At 36.6% G+C, this 19723-nt stretch carries 19 protein-coding genes and 1 riboswitch; of the genes, 2 read left to right on the top strand and 17 right to left on the bottom strand.

What is annotated here, in order from left to right:
* Window positions 1-26 precede the first annotated feature (26 nt).
* The gene (locus GQR59_RS00715; RefSeq protein WP_236546614.1) at window positions 27-1256 is read left to right on the top strand and encodes a sugar transferase; all 1230 of its coding nucleotides are present in this window, start codon (window positions 27-29) and stop codon (window positions 1254-1256) included.
* Here the strand turns inward: GQR59_RS00715 and GQR59_RS00710 are convergent, their stop codons facing one another.
* The 14 genes from GQR59_RS00710 to GQR59_RS00645 all read right to left on the bottom strand — a co-directional run bounded on the left by GQR59_RS00710 (window position 1257) and on the right by GQR59_RS00645 (window position 14500).
* Window positions 1257-2006 (bottom strand): glycosyltransferase family 2 protein, encoded by a 750-nt coding sequence (locus GQR59_RS00710; RefSeq protein WP_160060260.1) that lies wholly within the window; start codon window positions 2004-2006, stop codon window positions 1257-1259. It abuts the gene before it with no gap.
* Entirely contained in the window at window positions 1999-2721 is a 723-nt protein-coding gene (locus tag GQR59_RS00705) for a hypothetical protein (RefSeq protein WP_160060259.1), read from the bottom strand. The genes GQR59_RS00710 and GQR59_RS00705 overlap by 8 nt, the downstream gene beginning before the upstream one ends.
* A gap of 163 nt (window positions 2722-2884) precedes the next feature.
* Window positions 2885-3817 carry a glycosyltransferase family 2 protein gene (locus GQR59_RS00700; protein WP_160060258.1) on the bottom strand — a complete coding sequence of 311 codons (933 nt, stop codon included), beginning with the start codon at window positions 3815-3817 and terminating at the stop codon, window positions 2885-2887.
* Window positions 3818-3860: 43 nt separating this feature from the next.
* Complete coding sequence (locus GQR59_RS00695; protein WP_160060257.1) at window positions 3861-4712, bottom strand: glycosyltransferase; 852 nt, start codon at window positions 4710-4712, stop codon at window positions 3861-3863.
* A gap of 3 nt (window positions 4713-4715) precedes the next feature.
* Window positions 4716-6026 (bottom strand): flippase, encoded by a 1311-nt coding sequence (locus GQR59_RS00690; RefSeq protein ID WP_160060256.1) that lies wholly within the window; start codon window positions 6024-6026, stop codon window positions 4716-4718.
* Window positions 6027-6105: 79 nt separating this feature from the next.
* Entirely contained in the window at window positions 6106-6474 is a 369-nt protein-coding gene (locus GQR59_RS00685) for an RNA-binding S4 domain-containing protein (RefSeq protein WP_160060255.1), read from the bottom strand.
* A 30-nt stretch (window positions 6475-6504) separates the two neighbouring features.
* Window positions 6505-7623 (bottom strand): 2-iminoacetate synthase ThiH, encoded by a 1119-nt coding sequence (gene thiH / locus GQR59_RS00680; protein ID WP_160060254.1) that lies wholly within the window; start codon window positions 7621-7623, stop codon window positions 6505-6507.
* Entirely contained in the window at window positions 7620-8420 is an 801-nt protein-coding gene (locus GQR59_RS00675) for a thiazole synthase (protein ID WP_160060253.1), read from the bottom strand. Before GQR59_RS00675 ends, thiH begins: the two co-directional genes overlap by 4 nt.
* Window positions 8421-8423: 3 nt before the next feature.
* The gene (gene thiS / locus GQR59_RS00670) at window positions 8424-8624 is read right to left on the bottom strand and encodes a sulfur carrier protein ThiS (protein WP_160060252.1); all 201 of its coding nucleotides are present in this window, start codon (window positions 8622-8624) and stop codon (window positions 8424-8426) included.
* A gap of 27 nt (window positions 8625-8651) precedes the next feature.
* On the bottom strand, window positions 8652-9401 hold the full coding sequence (locus GQR59_RS00665; protein WP_160060251.1) for a HesA/MoeB/ThiF family protein: 750 nt from the start codon (window positions 9399-9401) through the stop codon (window positions 8652-8654).
* Between the two features lie 21 nt (window positions 9402-9422).
* Window positions 9423-10931, bottom strand: a complete 1509-nt coding sequence (gene thiE, locus GQR59_RS00660) for a thiamine phosphate synthase (RefSeq protein WP_160060250.1) — start codon at window positions 10929-10931, stop codon at window positions 9423-9425.
* Window positions 10932-11122: 191 nt separating this feature from the next.
* Window positions 11123-13117 carry a phosphomethylpyrimidine synthase ThiC gene (gene thiC, locus GQR59_RS00655; protein WP_160060249.1) on the bottom strand — a complete coding sequence of 665 codons (1995 nt, stop codon included), beginning with the start codon at window positions 13115-13117 and terminating at the stop codon, window positions 11123-11125.
* Between the two features lie 94 nt (window positions 13118-13211).
* Window positions 13212-13348, bottom strand: a riboswitch (TPP riboswitch).
* A gap of 448 nt (window positions 13349-13796) precedes the next feature.
* Window positions 13797-14189 (bottom strand): NifB/NifX family molybdenum-iron cluster-binding protein, encoded by a 393-nt coding sequence (locus GQR59_RS00650; protein WP_160060248.1) that lies wholly within the window; start codon window positions 14187-14189, stop codon window positions 13797-13799.
* Window positions 14190-14200: 11 nt separating this feature from the next.
* Window positions 14201-14500, bottom strand: coding sequence for a DUF134 domain-containing protein (locus GQR59_RS00645; RefSeq protein ID WP_160060247.1), 300 nt, complete (start codon window positions 14498-14500; stop codon window positions 14201-14203).
* Between the two features lie 95 nt (window positions 14501-14595).
* On the opposite strand from GQR59_RS00645, the gene GQR59_RS00640 reads away from it, so the two are divergent.
* Window positions 14596-15093, top strand: coding sequence for a PaaI family thioesterase (locus GQR59_RS00640; RefSeq protein ID WP_160060246.1), 498 nt, complete (start codon window positions 14596-14598; stop codon window positions 15091-15093).
* Between the two features lie 1058 nt (window positions 15094-16151).
* Here GQR59_RS00640 and GQR59_RS00635 read toward each other — a convergent pair.
* The 3 genes from GQR59_RS00635 to menA form a co-directional block, all read right to left on the bottom strand.
* A complete protein-coding gene (locus GQR59_RS00635) occupies window positions 16152-16301 on the bottom strand; it encodes a hypothetical protein (protein ID WP_160060245.1) in 150 nt (49 codons plus the stop codon).
* Between the two features lie 89 nt (window positions 16302-16390).
* Window positions 16391-18484 (bottom strand): elongation factor G, encoded by a 2094-nt coding sequence (gene fusA / locus GQR59_RS00630; RefSeq protein WP_025563168.1) that lies wholly within the window; start codon window positions 18482-18484, stop codon window positions 16391-16393.
* Between the two features lie 204 nt (window positions 18485-18688).
* Window positions 18689-19603: a 1,4-dihydroxy-2-naphthoate octaprenyltransferase gene (gene menA, locus GQR59_RS00625; protein ID WP_160060244.1), complete on the bottom strand. Its 915-nt coding sequence runs from the start codon at window positions 19601-19603 to the stop codon at window positions 18689-18691.
* Window positions 19604-19723 lie beyond the last annotated feature (120 nt).

Below are 19723 nucleotides of genomic sequence, written 5' to 3'. Positions count from 1 at the left end.
CATCATTGCATGAGTAGCACCAAAAAATGTATAAAATCAAACAATTACTCTCTAACAAATACATTTCTTATGGTATTGGCGTTGCATTGATTTATGCTTTTATCGATATCCTAATGCCACTTTCATTCACGACTGTTTACAATAGCTTACTGATCACTATTGCAGTGTATTCAAGCACGGTTATTGTCTTACCAAGAATTACTAAATACCTGTTAGTTGATAAAAGTTTATATATTTTACCCGTCCTATTATCAACCTATAGCATTGCTATTATTGCCATTGTTTTATTGCGCATTGAGTATTCACGCCCTACTTTACTTTATGGTTTTAGTATTGTTTTGTGTTGGTTATTCTTTAGCACATTATTAAACCGTAAATCCGCTATTTTAAAATTACAGGCCATTGATAATTTCTCACTTTCTTCTCTGAGCACGAATCAACATATTGAAATAAAAACGATTACAGCGCCTTATCACCTCAATCAAATTGAGCAAGGCTTGGTCGTCAATTTACATAATCAATTAACACCTGAACAAGAGAAGTTTATTGCCGACTGTAGTATCAATAATATCGTTGTTTACCACTCTGAAACCATTAGAGAAATGATTGAAGGTAAAGTCCCCAATACACACCTATCTGAAAGTGCATTAAATGCTTTAAATACCAATCCCAGTTACCGCTTAATAAAACGGATAATAGAATCCACCCTTATAATAGCGAGCTTACCTCTACTATTACCACTATTGATGATAGTCAGCATTGCAATTAAATTAGAAAACAAAGGCCCTATTTTTTATACACAAAATAGAGTGGGCCAAGCCGGAAAAGTATTTAAAATATATAAACTAAGAAGTATGGAAGTAACTTGCTCAAAAGCCGACTCTAAATTTGCTACCGAAGAAAGAGCAAGAGTCACGAGGATTGGCAGATTTATTCGTCAAACGCGCATCGATGAAATACCACAATTTTTTAACGTACTAAAAGGTGAAATGGCATTAATTGGGCCAAGACCAGAGCAAGAGGTATTTGTAAAAGCCTTTGAAGCCGAGATTCCGTTTTATGGCTACCGCCACATGGTGAAACCTGGCATTACAGGTTGGGCACAAACAGTCCAAGGTTATACAGCAGACACAGATTCAACCCGTGAGAAGCTCGCACACGACCTCTACTACATCAAACACCTTTCATTCTGGCTTGATGCAAACATCTTCTTTAAAACGCTTAAAACGATGATTACGGGGTTTGGGGCGAAGTGATTATTTAAAGCTTTTTAAATAACCTTTGATTGCATATATGATAAAAACCTTAAATGCTTTAAATACATTTAATCCCACAACCTCACGATAAAATTGCCATTGGTACTTTAAAACAAGCAACTTATCTTGCGTCATACCACTATCGACTCGATACTTAGCTAAGACTTCATTTAAGCAATAAGCTTTTGGGACCATTTTTAGAATAGTTAACCACAACCCCATATCCTGACGCTTTCTAATAAGAGGCATATATTGCTTCCCAATATATTTTGTATCGTAAATAGCAGTCAAACATCCAATAACATTACTATACAAAAGCTGATTATAAGACACTTCTAAAGGAGGGTTAATGATGCCTAAATCACCATCACGATCAAACTTTTGATAAGCGCTATAAGTAAGGGTATACCTATTATCAAGCATAAATTTAATTTGTTTTTCTAACTTAGTAGGAAGCCATATATCATCAGCATCAAGGAAAGCAATAAAACGCCCTTTAGCATGTTTTATTGAGTTATTACGTGCATTTCCTGCCCCTAAGTTTTCACCTAAGGTAAAGAGTTTAATACGGCGATCACTACCTTGGTATTGCCTGATTATAGCAATGGTATTATCTGTTGAATTATCGTCTGTAATAATCAATTCAAAATCACTGTAAGTTTGAATCAACACAGAGTTAATACTTTCAGCGATTACAGCTTCTGAATTAAAAGAAGGCATAATTATTGAAATGATATCTGAACTAGCCATTTTTATTATTATCATTAAAGGCTAAAAAACTTTCTTCACTCAAATTAAAATATTTCATGCACTTTTGAAATTGTCTGTCATTAAGTGAATCTCCAACATTTTGTAATTCTAGTCCCTTCATTGAAGTTGATAATACAGGAGGAAAATGCTCAAAATTTGATTTCAAATATTGGATCGAGAATCCATTATGTAATGTCAAACACTTAAACCATAAATCATCCGCATAAGGAGAAAGTTCTAGAAATTTATTTTTCTGCTGTTCTAGTGAAAATAATGCTTCTTTTGGGTACATAATACCACTCACACCGATCGCAATAGATTTGAATGACGCTTTTTGATTAACATTGATACAAGGCCAAGATAAATATGTCATAACACTGTTATTTGAAAAAATGATATCCCTAGCTCTTAAACAAGTGACAACACCTTCACTCATTGATTCAGCTAATTTTTTTGTTAGCCAAGATGGGTAATAAACATCATCATCTACAGTAACAATGTATTGAATACTAGGATCATCTTTAACTTCCTCATATTCATAAAATAATTTTTTATAAGACTTAATATCTTCATCGACAAAGCTAATTGTCAATCCTCTTTTAACTAACCTTTTAATACTCAAAGGTAATTCACCTTCATCGCAATCTTGTTTTGATAACCAAAGAGTGATTCTTTTAGGTTTGTACTGTAGAGAAGAAAGTGATTCAATTGTCAAATAAACCGTTCTTATTCGTTTGGAGTAAGTGGTTAATGAGAGAGTAAAATTAGCGTTAACATTTAATCCAAGAGCACTCTTGTTAACTCGATTGGCAATATAGTAACGACATTGAAAAATAATAGACAGTAAATAAAGGCGACATTTATTAAAGATAACCAATCTATACCACCCTCCTCAAAATATCTCTAAAAATAAGCCAAAAATCGATATAAAAAAACACTCTCAATTTATATATACCTAACATTTTAATATACAACTTAATAAACTGTCGATATTGACCAGTCGTCAGTAGACGTCGAACAACAACCAAATGTGATATTGGGTATTTAAGGTATTTTTTTGTGTATTTATCATACTCAGCTATTTCATTTTCACCCTCAACTCGAGCCAAATACATTTTATAAGCAATAAAGGGACTCATATTGGCCACATTATTTACATCTAATTGCCAGGTTCGACTTACTGAATGCGGATTATCGCGATAAAAATAACAAGCTTGGAGAATATTAACTAACGTAAAAGATTCAGATGCGCGTAAGATCCAATCATAATCTTCAGCACCAATTCTATTAAAGCAGTCACGATATAATCCTATTTTTTTATAAACTGCTTGACTAAACATAACAGAATTAGGAAAAAAACTTCTGCTTCCAATTGAGGAAAAACTTCTAACGATTGCACGATGATCTGTTGGATAATTTGTTATCTTTTCTACATTACTTCCAAAATTACAAATTCGAGAGCTACCAACTAAATCTGCATTATCTTTTTTAATTACAGCTAACAGCAACTCGATTCGTTTACAATGTGATGCATCATCTGCATCTTGGAAAGTAATATATTCACCATTGGCTTTAGAGGCTAAAAAATTACATGTTTTTAAATATCCAATATTTTTTTTGTTAATATGTAGTTTTATTCTCGAATCATTATATTGATTTATTTTATCCAACGTATCATCCGTAGATGCATCATCACAAATTAATAGTTCAAAATTCTTATGCGTTTGTTGCAAAATACTATCAATCGCTTCATCAATAAATTGAGATACGTTATACGCAGGCATAATTATTGAAATTAAAATTTCATTCATTCCGAACCCATATTTTTTAATATATTTACTTATGCGAATAGATTTACTTCGTTAATCCTAACACTCGTATTATTCTAGAGTGAAGGTTCTTGATCCCTTTCCAATCTAAACTCAATAAAAAAACAACAAAACACTTAACATATAAAAGAAAATTGAATTTATATGAAATCAATTGGTTATCTAACCTATTTTTCTCGACCCAATTACATCCATGTTTGATTTTAAACTTTTTGGAAGCATTAAAAATTTTTTTAATGTTTGATGTAGATATTCTCTCATGAGGATGACTACAATCAAAAACGTAGGTTACATCCTCAATACACTCTGCATCACCATATTTCAGTAAACGGTACCAACACTCTAAATCTTGCCAAGCTGGCATAGATTCATCGAAACCACCTATTGCCAGAAGATTTTCTTTCTTTGTAAACAATTGGTTTCCTATGTGATTTGCGCGAAATAGATCAGATTGTTTAACCACTTTACTTCTCAAAGTCTCCGAAGGATTATCAACGGACAAAATGCGGTAGTTAGAAAATAGATGCTTTACCCTCTTTTCTTTATTAGGCCAAACTGCAACAAATTTTTCAATCCGTTCAGGCAAAAAGTAGTCATCATCATCCAGTCCTGTTATAAACTCCCCATAAGCCTTTTTTATCGCTTTATTTCTAGAATAACAAGCACCTTTATTCTTATCATTAATATAAAATCTAAAATTTATCTGACAATTATATTCTTCAAATTTAGACTCTAAAAATTCTTTAGTCCCATCAGAGGAGCAATCATCAACCACAATTAACTCAATGTTCTTATATGTTTGTTTAATAACTGACAATATTGCTCTTTCAAGCAATATTTTACGGTTAAATGTAACCAAGTAAACTGTAACTTTCATAAGTTACTTTCCACTAATTAAAAGTAAAGCTTTAGTTTTCATAAAAAATTTTGCTCTGGTTTGGTGACACAAAAAATCAAAGATATAAGCAACACTTATTTGACTTAATAGAATAGCAACAGCCGCTCCTTGGATCCCATAGCAAGGGATTAACAATATATTCATAACTATATTAATAACCATCCCGAAAAATGTTCGCCAAAAAGATAACATAGATAGGTTTTCAGCTATGAACCACTTTCTACTAGCAATACCTAGGAATGCAAAAACCCCAGCCCAAATATGGATACTTAACACACTACTAGCTTGTGAAAATTCTGATCCATAAAGTAAATTGATTATCCAGTCACTAAGGAAGGTGATTGTAATAGCAATTACTAATGCTATTTTAACGACTAAATTGTATAGCTTTTGAAGCCTTTCATAATAAGCTTTCTCACTATTCTTTTTTGTATTTATAATACTTGGAAATACAGAGGATGCGATAATTGTTGGAATAAAATACCAAGGCTCACTTAATTTAACTGCTGCCGCATATTCACCCACAGCCTTGTTGCCTAACATATCACCTATCATTATCTGATCTATTTTCATATACACTGAAATCACTACGCCAGTTAGTATCAAAGGCCAACTATCTTTTAATAAAGCTTTAGCTAGTACCCCATCAAACGACCACTTAATAATCTTTAGGTTATTTTGCAAATAAAAATAAATATAACCACCAGCAAGAATAAATGCGTCAAATAACGACACTAAGGCAAATGTAATTAAAGAAGATTCGTTGAGTAATAAAGTCACTTTAATAAGTGAAGATACAGCTAAAGAAATAACATTGGCGAACGCTACAAACTTGCTCATAACTTTACTTTGAAAATAAAAATCAACAACATTAAAACTTTGAAAAACGGTTGAAGAGGCAATAATTAAAATAAGGAAACTCGCTGCTGATGTATTAACTCCGGATAGAGCTGTGCAGGCGATAGCAATTAATACGGCGAAAGCACCGAACAATTTTAAAATAAAAGCAGTACCCAATAACTTATCTCGGGCACTTTCATCTTTGATTAATTCTCGTATAACAATTTGGTCTAGCCCCAAAGTAGCAAACACAGTAAAGAGAGCTGCAAAACTTTGTGCATAACTTAATAAACCAAATTGTTCAGGTCCCAAATACCGAGCAATCCAAATACCTATAAAAATGCCAACAAACACCCTCAGTATTTTCTCAGCGAATAACCATGAAGTATTCTTAAAATACTTCATAAAACCTTTATTTTGTTTAAGCCGTTTTAATTTCGCAAGAAGTATCATGAAAGATGTTCGACCTATCAATAGTTAATATTTAATATTTTTCATTAATACTTTCGAAAATATTAAACGTCATTCAACCTTAAAAACTAATCGGCTTGCGTGTTTTTTTTGCTTTAGGTGCAGCCGTTGTATTACTTACATTAGGCTGAACCGATGCTTCATATTCTGTCGTCAGTTGTGTTTCCTCCACAACCTCATAACCTTCCGTTTCACCTGCAATGGCAATATGTAGATATTGCTCGTTAAAGTAGATTAAATCACCTGCATAAATCTTTTTACGCTTTTGCGTTTCTACTTCGCCGTTTAATGAAACATATCCTTCTGAAATAGCTTGCTTGGCTTCTCCACCACCTGAGACTAGATTAGCGATTTTTAATATTTTATAAAGTGCAGTTGGTTCTTCACGTATTTCAACTAATGTTGCAAAGACCTCTTCTTGATCGGACATGTTTTATTCTCATTTATAATTTATTGGTAGTTACTTACCCGTTAAGCTGTGATCCCAGTCTTTCCAAACCACTTCATAACCTTGGGCTTTAACTAGTTCAGCCATTACTGCCGGAGAGCGCTCGTCACTTATTTCAAATTGCTCAAGGGCTTTGTCTGCTTGTTCTGCATATCCGCCTGGTTGTGTACTTGACCCAGCACTGAGTGATGTAATGCCTAAAGGTAACACATGATCCCTAAAATGTTCAGATTCACGTGTCGATAGTGATAATTCAACTTCAGGGTTAAATAAACGATATGCGCAAATCAATTGTACTAGTTCTTTATCATCCATCACTGATTTTATTTCCATACCCCCTTCACAGGGACGCAAACGCGGAAAAGAGATAGTATAACGGCTTTGCCAGTATTTTTTCTCAAGATACGTTAAATGCGCAGCCACATAAAAGCAATCTGTGCGCCATTCTTCCAAACCGATTAAACTACCTAAGCCCATTTTATGAATACCCGCTTCACCTAGTCGGTCATGCGTATCTAATCTGTAGATAAAATCAGATTTTTTACCTTTTAAATGATGCTCTGCGTAGGTCACTGGGTTATAGGTTTCTTGATAGACTAAGACTGCATTGACTCCATATTCAATTAATTCACTGTATTCGTCTTGATCAAGTGGTTGTACTTCGATGGTAATATTCGCAAAGTGCTTTTTGATAACAGGTAAAGCTTGTTTGAAATAATCCATGCCCACTTTACGTTCAGACTCTCCCGTTACAATTAATATATGGTCAAAGCCCATTTTTTTAATCGCTAAACACTCATTTTCAATTTCTTGCATGTCTAAGGTTTTGCGACGTAATGCGTTGTGCATTGAAAAACCACAATAAGTGCAAATATTACTGCACATATTCGAGAGATAGAGTGGAATATAAAACTGTTGCGTTTTACCAAATCGTTGCAAAGTTAACTGTTGTGATTTTTGCGCCATTTGCTCTAAATAAGGTTCAGCAGCTGGACTTATTAACGCTTTAAAATCTTCCAAGTCTAAACGCGACTTTGATAACGCACGTTGCACATCCGATGCGGTTTTAGCATAGATAGACATGCGGATATCATCCCATTGATACTCTTTTATTTTTTCACTAAAAGTCACAGGCTTGCCTCGAGAAATGCAGTTAATGGACTTGAGGCAACTGCTTGTGTGCTTTGCCCACCTAAACCCGCTAAATAAGCTTGGCGACCTGCTTGTACCGCTTTTGCGAAGGCTTCACTCATGGCAACAGGATTACCTGAGACAGCAATGGCAGTATTGACTAACACTGCATCGGCGCCCATCTCCATTGCAAGTGCTGCGTGAGATGGGCTACCTAATCCTGCATCCACAATCACTGGAATATTAGCTTGTTCGATAATTATTTCTAAAAAGTCAGCCGTTTTAATGCCTTTATTTGAACCAATCGGAGCGCCTAGCGGCATCACAGCTGCGCAACCTGCCGCTTCTAAATGTTTACACAAGACAGGGTCTGCATGAATATAAGGCAAAACAATGAACCCTTTATTAGCTAACATTTCAGCCGCTTTTAAGGTTTCAATTGGGTCAGGTAGCAAATACTTCGGGTCGGGATGAATTTCTAATTTAACCCAGTTAGTTTGTAAGGCTTCTCGTGCGAGTTCTGCTGCAAATACCGCTTCTTTCGCATTACGAGCACCCGATGTATTAGGTAATAACTTCATGCCATTTTTAATTAATGGTGCAAGGATATCATCATCACGGTGTTGCATATCTACACGCTTTAAGGCCATTGTGACTAACTCTGACTGTGATGCTTTTAAGGCAGCGACCATGGTTTGTTGATCGTTAAATTTTCCTGTGCCAGTAAACAAACGAGAAGAGAAGGATTTATCTCCAATAACTAACTGATCGTTTTTATTCATTTCATCAAATAACATGATTTATCCACCCGCAATAGCTTGAAATAGAGAGATCTTGTCACCCTCATTAATAATAGTGTTCGCCCAATGAGAACGACTGATAATATCTTGATTGACCGCAACAGCACTGCCGATAAGGGGTTTATCTAAATGTGTTAATAGTTGCTCTATATTTGTATTTTCAGCGAGCTCTATCGTTTGTTCATTAACGTGTATTTTCATCTAACTTTCACCCTCAATTCGGCCTAATTAATGCTGTCCACATACTGCGCATTTTGGATCTTTGTTAATCGCAAAGGTTTGCCAATCAAGGGACTTACCATCGAACAACTTTAATTTGTTTTTAATGCCTGATGGTAAACCCACAAAGTACTTAATTGCTTCCAACGCTTGCAGTGTACCGATAGTGCCAACCACAGGACCGATAATGCCAGCGTTACTGCAATTAAGAGTTTGTTCTTCTGAACTTGGAAATAAGCAGTGGTAACAAGGCGAGTCTGTTTCACTATGATCAAAGAACATAAGCTGACCTTCAAAGCGGATCGCAGCCCCTACAATTAACGGTACTTTTGCATCAACACAGGCTTTATTAATCAACTGTCGACTCGCCATATTGTCAGTGCAATCCAACACTAAATCAGCCATGGTCAACTCCATGGTCAATTGCATCTCTGGCATCGCTTTATTGATACTGCGAACTTTAATTTCTGGATTAATTTGCTGTAACTTATGTTTAGTGACTTCCACTTTTGACTCACCAATATCTGAACTTTGATAAGCTATCTGACGTTGTAAATTACTCACTTCAATATGGTCAAAATCATTTAATACGATATGCCCAACACCAGCAGCTGCAAGATATAATGAAGCCGGAGCACCTAAGCCCCCCATACCAATAATAAGTACCTTTGCACTTTTTAGTGCTTGCTGGCCTGTTTCTCCAACATCTTCTAATAAGAGATGGCGGCTATAACGTAATAGCTCATCGTCATTCAACATACTTTTATCCTCTGTTATCGACTAACACATGATTTCATTAAATTGATTAATTACCTGTTTAGGATCATCCGCTAATGTAATCGCAGTCACTACCGCAATGCTACCAATTCCCGTTTGCCATACCGCGGGAGCACGCTCTAAATTAATGCCTCCAATGGCAACGGTTGCCATATCTGACATTAAGTTCGCATACTTAGATAAACGCGTTAACCCTTGTGGGTCGGAAGGCATATCTTTGGTTTGCGTTGGGAAAATATGCCCTAACGCGATATAACTTGGCTTAAGCTGCCTTGCACGTAACATTTCATAATAACCGTGGGTGCTTAACCCTAAACGCAAACCTGCATCGGCAATTAACGGTAAATCAGCTACATCCATATCTTCTTGCCCCAGATGCACTCCGTAAGCATTATGTTTGATGGCTAACTGCCAATAATCATTAATAAATAAACGTGCGTCATACTGTTTACCTAACGCTATCGCATCAATAATTTGTTGTTCTACTTGTTCTGGTTGTTTGTCTTTAATACGCAACTGCAGTGTTTTTACACCCAGTTTCAATACGCGCTCTACCCATTCAACAGAATCGACAACGGGATATAAACCTAATTTAATGGTGTCACAAGGTTCAAAGCCAGGACCTGCTTCTAAACTACCCGGTAGGTCTAACTCATAACCAATACTTGATTCAGGTAAAACGACTTCAGGAAAATCAGCACGCTCCGTTGGCCAACCACAATGCGCGACAGAACCTTCACCAGCACCGAGTGCTTTAGAGGCTTTTAAACCTTGGTTTAAATAAGCTTTTGCAATCACTAACGCATCTTCTATAAAATAATCTAAGGCCATCGTTGCTGCAATGGCACTGGCTAAGGTACAACCTGTTCCGTGCGTATGAACATTGTCTAAACGAGGGCTTGTTAGTGCTATTTCTCTCTTACCATCACTCCAATAATCAAGTGCAATGTCATCCACCAGCTCAAAGTGACCCCCTTTAATTAAGACACTACCGCAACCCATGCTGATCAATTTATCCACGGCAGGTTTAAATGATTCGCCAGAAATTAAGGCATGGCCAGATAAGGTTAATACTTCATTAGCATTAGGTGTTAATAGATCGATTTGAGGCAGTAATTGCGTTTTAATAACCTCATTAATACCCTCTTCAGCCATATCATCGCCTGTCGATGCAACAGAAACAGGGTCATAAATAACAAATGGCTTACGTGACCAAGTTTGTTTGTAGAGTGCCAATTGCTGTGCAAGAATTTTAACGTGCTCAACACTCGCAATCAGACCTATTTTAATTACTTTAGCAGGCATATCTTCAGCTAAACTGGCTAATTGTTGTGTAAACATTTTTTCAGAAACACTCTCAACTAACTGAACAGCTTGTGAGTTTTGTGCCGTTACCGCGGTGATCACTGAGCAACCGTCTGCCCCTAAATCATGAAATGTATAAAGGTCCGCTTGAATACCCGCGCCTGCACTAGAGTCTGATCCTGCAATTGTCCACACTATATTGTTCATATTTAACCTTAATTTTGTCTTAGTTATTCGTGATTAATCACCAGTGATTACTGACAACTAACCATTTATATTTATTGAATATTGTACGGAAATTAGCACTAAGGGGTTTACTTTAATTCACTTAGAAAGTGTTCAATCAATAAAAATGAACGAGCACTTTCTATGGTGAGTTAGATAAAACCTAACAACGATTAAGCTTTATCAAGTACTGGTGGTTGATATATTTCAGCACCACTATCAGTAAACTCTTTGGCTTTAAGCGCCATCCCTTCTTCCGCAGTCATACCTGTGGTCATAATAATGGTTTCATCAAGGATCTTAATGTTGATTTCACCTGAATCTAACTTCGCCGTAAAATCACGTACGTCCTGTGTAATTTTCATGGAGCAGAATTTTGGGCCACACATTGAACAAAAATGCGCAACTTTACCTGACTCCTGCGGTAACGTTTCATCATGGTATTCACGCGATGTGACGGGGTCTAACCCTAGATTGAATTGGTCTTCCCAACGGAATTCAAAACGAGACTTAGATAAAGCATTGTCTCGAATTTGCGCACCAGGATGTCCTTTCGCTAAATCAGCCGCATGCGCTGCAATTTTGTAAGTAATTAAACCCACTTTGACATCATCTTTATTCGGTAACCCTAAATGCTCTTTTGGTGTGACATAACACAACATTGCACAACCGTACCAACCGATTTGGGCGGCGCCGATACCAGACGTAATATGATCGTAACCCGGAGCAATATCAGTAGTTAGTGGACCTAATGTGTAGAAAGGCGCTTCAAAACATTCGGTTAATTGCTTATCCATATTTTCTTTGATCATTTGCATTGGGATATGACCTGGACCTTCGATGATTACTTGTACATCGTATTCCCACGCCACTTTAGTTAACTCGCCTAATACTTCTAATTCAGAGAATTGTGCTTGATCATTGGCATCAGCAACAGACCCCGGACGTAAACCATCACCCAGTGATAACGACACATCGTACTGCTGACAAATTTCACAGATTTCACGGAAGTATTCATAAGCAAAGTTTTCTTTATGGTAAGTCAAACACCATTTCGCCATGATTGAACCACCACGTGAAACGATACCCGTGACACGCTTTGCCGTCATCGGTACAAAACGTAACAATACGCCAGCATGAATGGTAAAATAATCCACGCCTTGCTCTGCTTGTTCAATTAACGTATCGCGAAACACTTCCCATGTTAAATCTTCCACCACGCCATTTACTTTTTCTAATGCTTGATAAATCGGTACGGTACCGATTGGCACTGGCGAGTTACGTAGGATCCATTCACGCGTTTCATGAATATTACGCCCTGTTGATAAATCCATTACCGTGTCACCACCCCAAAGCGTTGACCAAACCAACTTCTCCACTTCTTCTTCGATTGAAGATGACACAGAAGAGTTACCAATATTAGAGTTCACTTTCACTAAGAAATTACGACCAATGATCATTGGCTCTAATTCAGGATGGTTAATGTTTGATGGAATGATCGCTCGGCCTCTAGCCACTTCTGAACGTACAAACTCTGGCGTAATCGATTCCTGTAAATTCGCGCCGTAGCTTTGCCCTGCATGTTGTGAGTGTAATGCCTCACACTTTATACGGTCACGACCTTGGTTTTCACGAATGGCAATGTATTCCATTTCTGGTGTGATAATACCCTGACGCGCGTAATGCAATTGCGTCACACATTGACCTTTTTGTGCACGTAATGGCTTAGGTAAGTTGGCGAATCGTAATTCATCTAATGAATCATCGGCTAAACGTGTTTGTGCAAACTCTGAGGTAACACCATCAAGGGCTTCAACATCATCACGCGCTTCTATCCAACTTTTACGTAATTTGGGTAATCCTGCATGAACATCAATTGTAGTATTCGGATCAGTATAAGGACCTGATGTGTCGTAAACAGGAATGGGCTCATTTTTTTCATAGACTGGATTTTCTTCACTGCCACCCACAAACGTGTCGGTTTGGTGAATCTGACGCATCGCTACTTTGATCGGATGAATATCACCATCAATAAATATTTTTTCAGAATTCGGATAAGACTCATTATTCAAATTTTGAATATAGTCCTGTGCCGCTTGGCGTGATTCACGACGAGATAGACCTTTACGATCAGTGGTTTTTAACGTTGAATTAATTTCTTTAGACATAGCATTCTTTACCTAGTTTAATATAAACGGCTTATAAAAGATTGCTTGTCGAATAAGTGTGGAAGTTAAAAAATACCCAAGATTGGAAATAAACAGATATTTTCTACTTGTTCCCTACGTAGGTATTAGCCTATTCAGGTTCCACGGATCCCACGTAACTGCTTTTTAAACACAATTACTTATGTGGTCTCAGCCTTTGGGAAATTCCCATTAGCACTCCGACAAGATGCGGGCAGTATAGAAGAAAAAGCGAACAAGTTAAACAGGCGAAGAGAATTAAGCAAAAAAGACCTTAACCCTTTAATCGAGTTTCTATTTAATCTCAATTCTGGTTAATTAAATAAAAATCACATTTAAAATCATGAGGTTCTATTTTTTATTATACAGTGCCGTTAGTTTTGCGTAGTTCAAGACGAATTATTGAAGCAATAACTGGTTATTGATAGATAATTTAACGCAGAAATCCTCGGAAATAACGGTGTTGTATCGCTTTGCTTATCCAGATTTGAGGTTATTTAAGTAATGGTCAAGGAAATATTAAGTGATTTAAACCAATAAACTAAACCACTTATTATTTGAAGCTAAGTCAAAATTGTGAGTATTCAGATGTAAAAATCATCAAGATGAGAAATAAATAGATCCCAACCATAAAGTTGATGAGTAGTACCGAATATATTATCTAATGATGGCTACAGCATCGACCACCAGCATTTTTATCTGATGCTTTTTTCAACACCCCTTGTTCAGGTGTATTTAAAGATCGGCGATGTAATTTAGCGCTTTCCAATAATGTTTTAATATCATCCCTTGTATTCCCTTGCTCTACTTGTAAACCTGCATTTAGTAGTTTTACTAAGGTTTTTTCACCTACTTTCCTAACAATCACAACGTCGCAGTGCATTTCTTGTAAAAGTTGAATAATTAATAACTTTGCAGAACAACCTGTGATGCCTAAAGCTGGATTATCATGCACAGCTATTATCTGATATTTTTCATTATAAAAGGCGAAGTTATCAGATTTTGAAAACTGGTGAGACAGCTTATTATTGCTCATTGCGATAGCATAAATCATGGTATTTATCCTTAATTATCAATAGTAACTAATTCATCGGGTAAAACTAATGCATGTCCATTTATCAATGCATTACTTATTTTGAAACGTGACTTTTTTAATATATTGGCAAAGGTTTGTCGTGAAACTTTCATTATTTTTGCTGCATCTTGTTGAGAAAACCCTTCAATATCAACCAAGCGAATGGCTTCTAATTCATCGCTTTCAATACTGACTTTGATCAGATCCTTTGCAGGAATACCATTGGGTTTAAATAAGCTGCATTTAGCAAACTTTTCAGTGCAGATATGGCGCTTTATTTTTGGTCTCATTTTAAGTTCTCAGTAACGCTTAGATGTGTTATCTTAATCAAGTAATTAGCATATGCCAATTACTTTATTTGAAATAATGACTAATAGAGGTCGATATGTCTGCTACGCATTACTCTGAGAAACAATTATTAATTAATGAATTATTATTGTTAAATCAAGAAAATTTACCTCAATCTTTAGCATTAATGCAAAAACAAAAAAGCCATCAACATTGCATGTTATGTGGCCCAAATTCTCTATTAGGTTTAAAGTTAAATTTTTATAATGACGCTAATCAACAAGTCTGGGCACATTTCAAAAGCTCAATTCACCAACAAGGTTACGAAGGTATTTTGCACGGAGGTTTTTTATCAGCACTACTTGATAGCAGTATGTGCCACGCTATTTTTAGTAAGAATATTGAAGCAGTAACAGCGGATATGAATATTCGGTTTTTGCATGAAGTGAAGGTTAATAGTCATATTCTAATGACCGCTAAAGTAATCACTTCTCGCTCTCCTCTTTATAAAGTAGAAGGAGAATTATATGTGGATGGAATATTGATGACAAAAAGTAACGCACGCTTTATGACTAAAGGGTTTAGTAAAATTTAAATGGATGAACCACTAGCAGTAACAGAAGTACTAAGCTCATCACACCCAACTGCCGTCGAATTCCTCCTGAAATATTAAACGTACTGAACTGAAGTAAATATCCAAAAATTTATGAATATCTAGTTACAAAAAAGCCCCGATAATTTTCATTATCAGGGCTTAAGAAAAAGTTTAACTAGTTAAGAATTACTTCTTAGCTGCCGCTTTTTCAGCTTTAACTTTCTCGACTTATTTTGGGTATTAGAGCATCAAATACTGAACCAGGACAAGGCATGGTGTTTTGAACGCCATAGAGAACTGACCACGAATGCGAGTAGCCTAATTCGCCCTGCAGCATTCTACGTAATGAACTGAAGTAAATATCCAAACATATTTAGACAAATTAGCAGACATAAAAAAAACCCTAATAACTTACGTCATTAGGGTTTATCAACTTTAAAATATTTTCTTTTTTATCCTAACTAATTAGGAAAGAAATTATTTCTTAGCTGCAGCTTTTTCAGCTTTAACTTTCTCGACTTATTTTGGGTATTAGAGCATCGGATACTGAACCAAGACAAGGCATGGTGTGTTGAACGCCATAGAGAACTGACCACGAATGGAAGTCGCAGAGCTTCTCCGCCCATAACGCTAGACTGCCGTCTCATTCGCCCTGCAGCATTGTACGTAGTGAACTGAAGTAAATATCCAAACATATTTAGACAAATTAACAGACATAAAAAAACCCTAACAACTTACGTTATTAGGGTTTATCAACTTTAAAATGTTTTCTTTTTATCCTAATTTAGGAAAGAAATTATTTTTTAGCTGCAGCTTTTTCAGCTTTAACTTTCTCGACTTATTTTGGGTATTAGAGCATCAGATACTGAACCAGTACAAGGCATGGTGTTTTAAACGCCATAGATAACTGGCCACGAACGCGAGTCGCCTAATTCGCCCTGCAGCATTGAGCATAATGAACTGAAGTAAATATCCAAAAATTTATGAATATCTAGTTACAAAAAAGCCCCGATAATTTTCATTATCGGGGCTTAAGAAAAAGTGTAACTAGTTAAGAATTACTTCTTAGCTGCCGCTTTTTCAGCTTTAACTTTCTCGATCACAGCATCAGATACTGAACCAGGACAAGGCATGTAGTTTTTGAACTCCATAGAGAACTGACCACGGCCTGAAGTTATTGTACGTAGTGAACTGAAGTTAATACCCAAACAGTTCTGCTAATAAAAACTAACAGGCATAAAAAAGCCTCGATAGTTTTCACTACCGAGGCTTAAGAAAAAGTTTAACTAGTTAAGAATTACTTCTTAGCTGCAGCTTTTTCAGCTTTAACTTTCTCGATCACAGCATCAGATACTGAACCAGGACAAGGCATGTAGTTTTTGAACTCCATAGAGAACTGACCACGGCCTGAAGTCATTGTACGTAGTGAACCGATGTAACCAAACATTTCTGAAAGAGGAACGTCAGCTTTAATACGAACACCAGAAGCACTAGGCTCTTGACCAGCGATCATACCACGACGACGACTAAGGTCACCGATTACATCACCAACATGATCATCAGGAGTGAACACGTCTACAGCCATCATAGGCTCAAGAAGTTGTGCGCCTGCTTTAGGGATAGACTGACGGAATGCACCACGTGCTGCTAATTCAAATGCTACTGCAGATGAATCCACGGCGTGGAAACCACCATCGTAAAGTTCAACTTCAACATCAAGTACAGGGAAACCAGCAAGAACACCAGTATCCATCATGCTTTTAAAGCCTTTCTCGATAGCTGGGAAGAATTCTTTAGGTACGTTACCACCAACAACAATTGATTTAAACGCAAAACCAGAACCAGGTTCGCCAGGCTTGATACGGTAATCGATTTTACCGAATTGACCAGAACCACCAGATTGTTTCTTATGTGTGTAAGAATCTTCGATTGCTTGTGTGATTGTTTCACGGTAAGCAACTTGAGGTTCACCAACAACTAAATCAACACCGTATGTACGCTTAAGGATATCAACTTTGATATCTAAGTGAAGCTCACCCATACCAGACAGGATTGTTTCACCTGAATCGATATCAGTTTCAACTTTAAATGTAGGATCTTCTGCAACCATTTTACCAATCGCAATACCCATTTTCTCAGTAGAACCTTTATCTTTTGGTGTAACAGAGATAGAGATTACTGGGTTAGGGAAAACCATTGCTTCTAGAATGATTGGGTCTTTTGGATCACATAATGTATGACCAGTTTGAACGTTACCTTTCATACCAACGATAGCGATGATATCGCCCGCTTGTGCAGAAGTAAGTTCGTTACGATCATCAGCTTGCATTTCACACATACGACCAACACGCTCAGTTTTACCTGTAGCAGCGTTCATGATTGTATCGCCTTTCTTCAATGTACCTGAGTAGATACGTACGAAAGTTAATGAACCAAAACGGTCATCTGTGATTTTAAATGCTAGTGCTTTAAAGCTTTCTTCAGCAGAAACAAGTGCGAATTTACCGTTTGGCTCGCCTTCTTCATCTGTAAGAGGTTGTGGATCAACTTCTGTAGGTGAAGGTAGGTAATCAACAACAGCGTCAAGAATGTTTTGAACACCTTTGTTTTTAAATGCAGAACCACAGTAAGTAGGGAAGAATTCCATTGTACGTGTACCTTTACGGATACAACGTTTGATGTCTTCTAAAGATGGCTCTTCACCTTCAAGGTATGCTTCAAGTAGATCATCATCTTGACCTAGTGCTTCTTCAAGCAACATTTCACGGTATTCTTCTACTTTATCAACCATGTCCGCAGGAACATCAGTGATTTCGTAGTTTTCAGGAAGACCAGAGTCATCCCAAATGTATGCTTTACGTGTTAATAGATCAACAACACCACAGAAGTCATCTTCTATACCGATTGGTAGAACCATTACTAGTGGGTTAGCACCTAATACGTCTTGCGTTTGTTTAACTACGCGGTAAAAATCAGCACCCATACGGTCTAATTTGTTTACGAAGATAATACGTGCAACTTTTGAGTCATTCGCGTAACGCCAGTTAGTTTCTGATTGTGGTTCAACACCACCAGAACCACAGAATACACCGATGCCGCCATCCAATACTTTAAGTGAACGGTAAACTTCAACTGTGAAGTCAACGTGTCCAGGAGTATCGATAACGTTAAAACGATGATCTTTCCAGAAACAAGTAACAGCAGCAGACTGGATAGTAATACCGCGCTCAGCTTCCTGTTCCATGAAGTCAGTTGTAGATTCGCCATCATGTACTTCACCAGTTTTGTGGATCTGTCCAGTAAGTTTCAAGATACGCTCTGTAGTAGTAGTTTTACCCGCATCAACATGCGCGAAAATACCAATGTTTCTGTATTTACTTAAATCTGTCATTTTTTATACTCTGTATGTAAAAAATTGGAGGCTATATTCCCGCGGCATTATACAATCTTTGTAGTTAAACAGAACACAGTATTTAGAAAAAAGCGGAAATATGTTGTTTTTTTCGGCTTTATTTTGTCATGTTTTATGAAAATAGTAAAAAAAACCGAAATAACTGGTTTTAAACCCAGTGATTAGAGGGATAATTAAACAATATCAAGTGATCAAGGCAATTGTAAATAATACCGAAAATACAAACGTACTGACCGCTGTATTTTTAAGTTGTTCATTAAAAACAGCCCCACCGTGCTCATCTTTATTAATCGCTTCGGCTATTTCAATACAGCTTTTAATTAATGGGCTAGCAATTAACAAAAATAGATATTGCCAAAATTGACTATCTGGTAAGTGGTAAATGTATATTGCACTGCATAACATGGCAGTAACGATAAGTAATAAGTGATAAATAAATGCTTTTTTGCGACCTAACAAAACAACTAAAGTAATTTTATTCGCCGCTGTATCACTATAAAAGTCACGTATATTATTAACATTTAAGACTGCAGCACTTAATAAGCCAACACTGAACGCGGGTAATAAAATAGAGGCAGGTAATGATAACGCCTGTAAATAAAAGCTCCCTAACACACCTAATAATCCAAAAAACATGAATACTGCAATATCGCCCATTGCTCTATATCCATACGGTAACTTACCCATAGTGTAAGTTATCGCCGCAATAATGGCAGCGGCGCCTAACCCCAAAAAGATTAACCAATGATGCAGGTCACTGGCAAAAGAAAGATTGAGTAATGATAACCCCGATATTAAACATGCAATCGTTACTATAATAATCGCTTTCTTCATCGCACTTGCAGTAATAAGCCCGGTTTGCATCGCTCTTGTTGGCCCCACTCGTTGATCATCCGCTCCGGTTAGTGCATCACCATAATCATTTGCTAAATTAGATAATATTTGTAATAACAAAGCTGTTAACAAGGACAACAAAAATATCCCAGAGTTAAATACTTGATGTTGTTGTGCTAACCCACCAGCCACAATAATAGACGCAGCAGCTAAAGGTAAAGTACGTAATCGACATGCTTGGATCCAGACTTGAAGTCGTTTCACTAAAAAATCCTATAAAATGAGGGTTATAATTTTGGTTAACTATACTATTTTTTAACTACACTATTTATTATCAGTATTATTTTGTTAACGATACTATTTTGTTAACAGTGCTATGAATAA

This window comes from Psychromonas sp. L1A2, from assembly GCF_009828855.1.
Taxonomy (GTDB): Bacteria; Pseudomonadota; Gammaproteobacteria; order Enterobacterales; family Psychromonadaceae; genus Psychromonas.
Note: the sequence above shows the minus strand (reverse complement) of the source record. Positions and strands in the feature narration are given on the sequence as shown.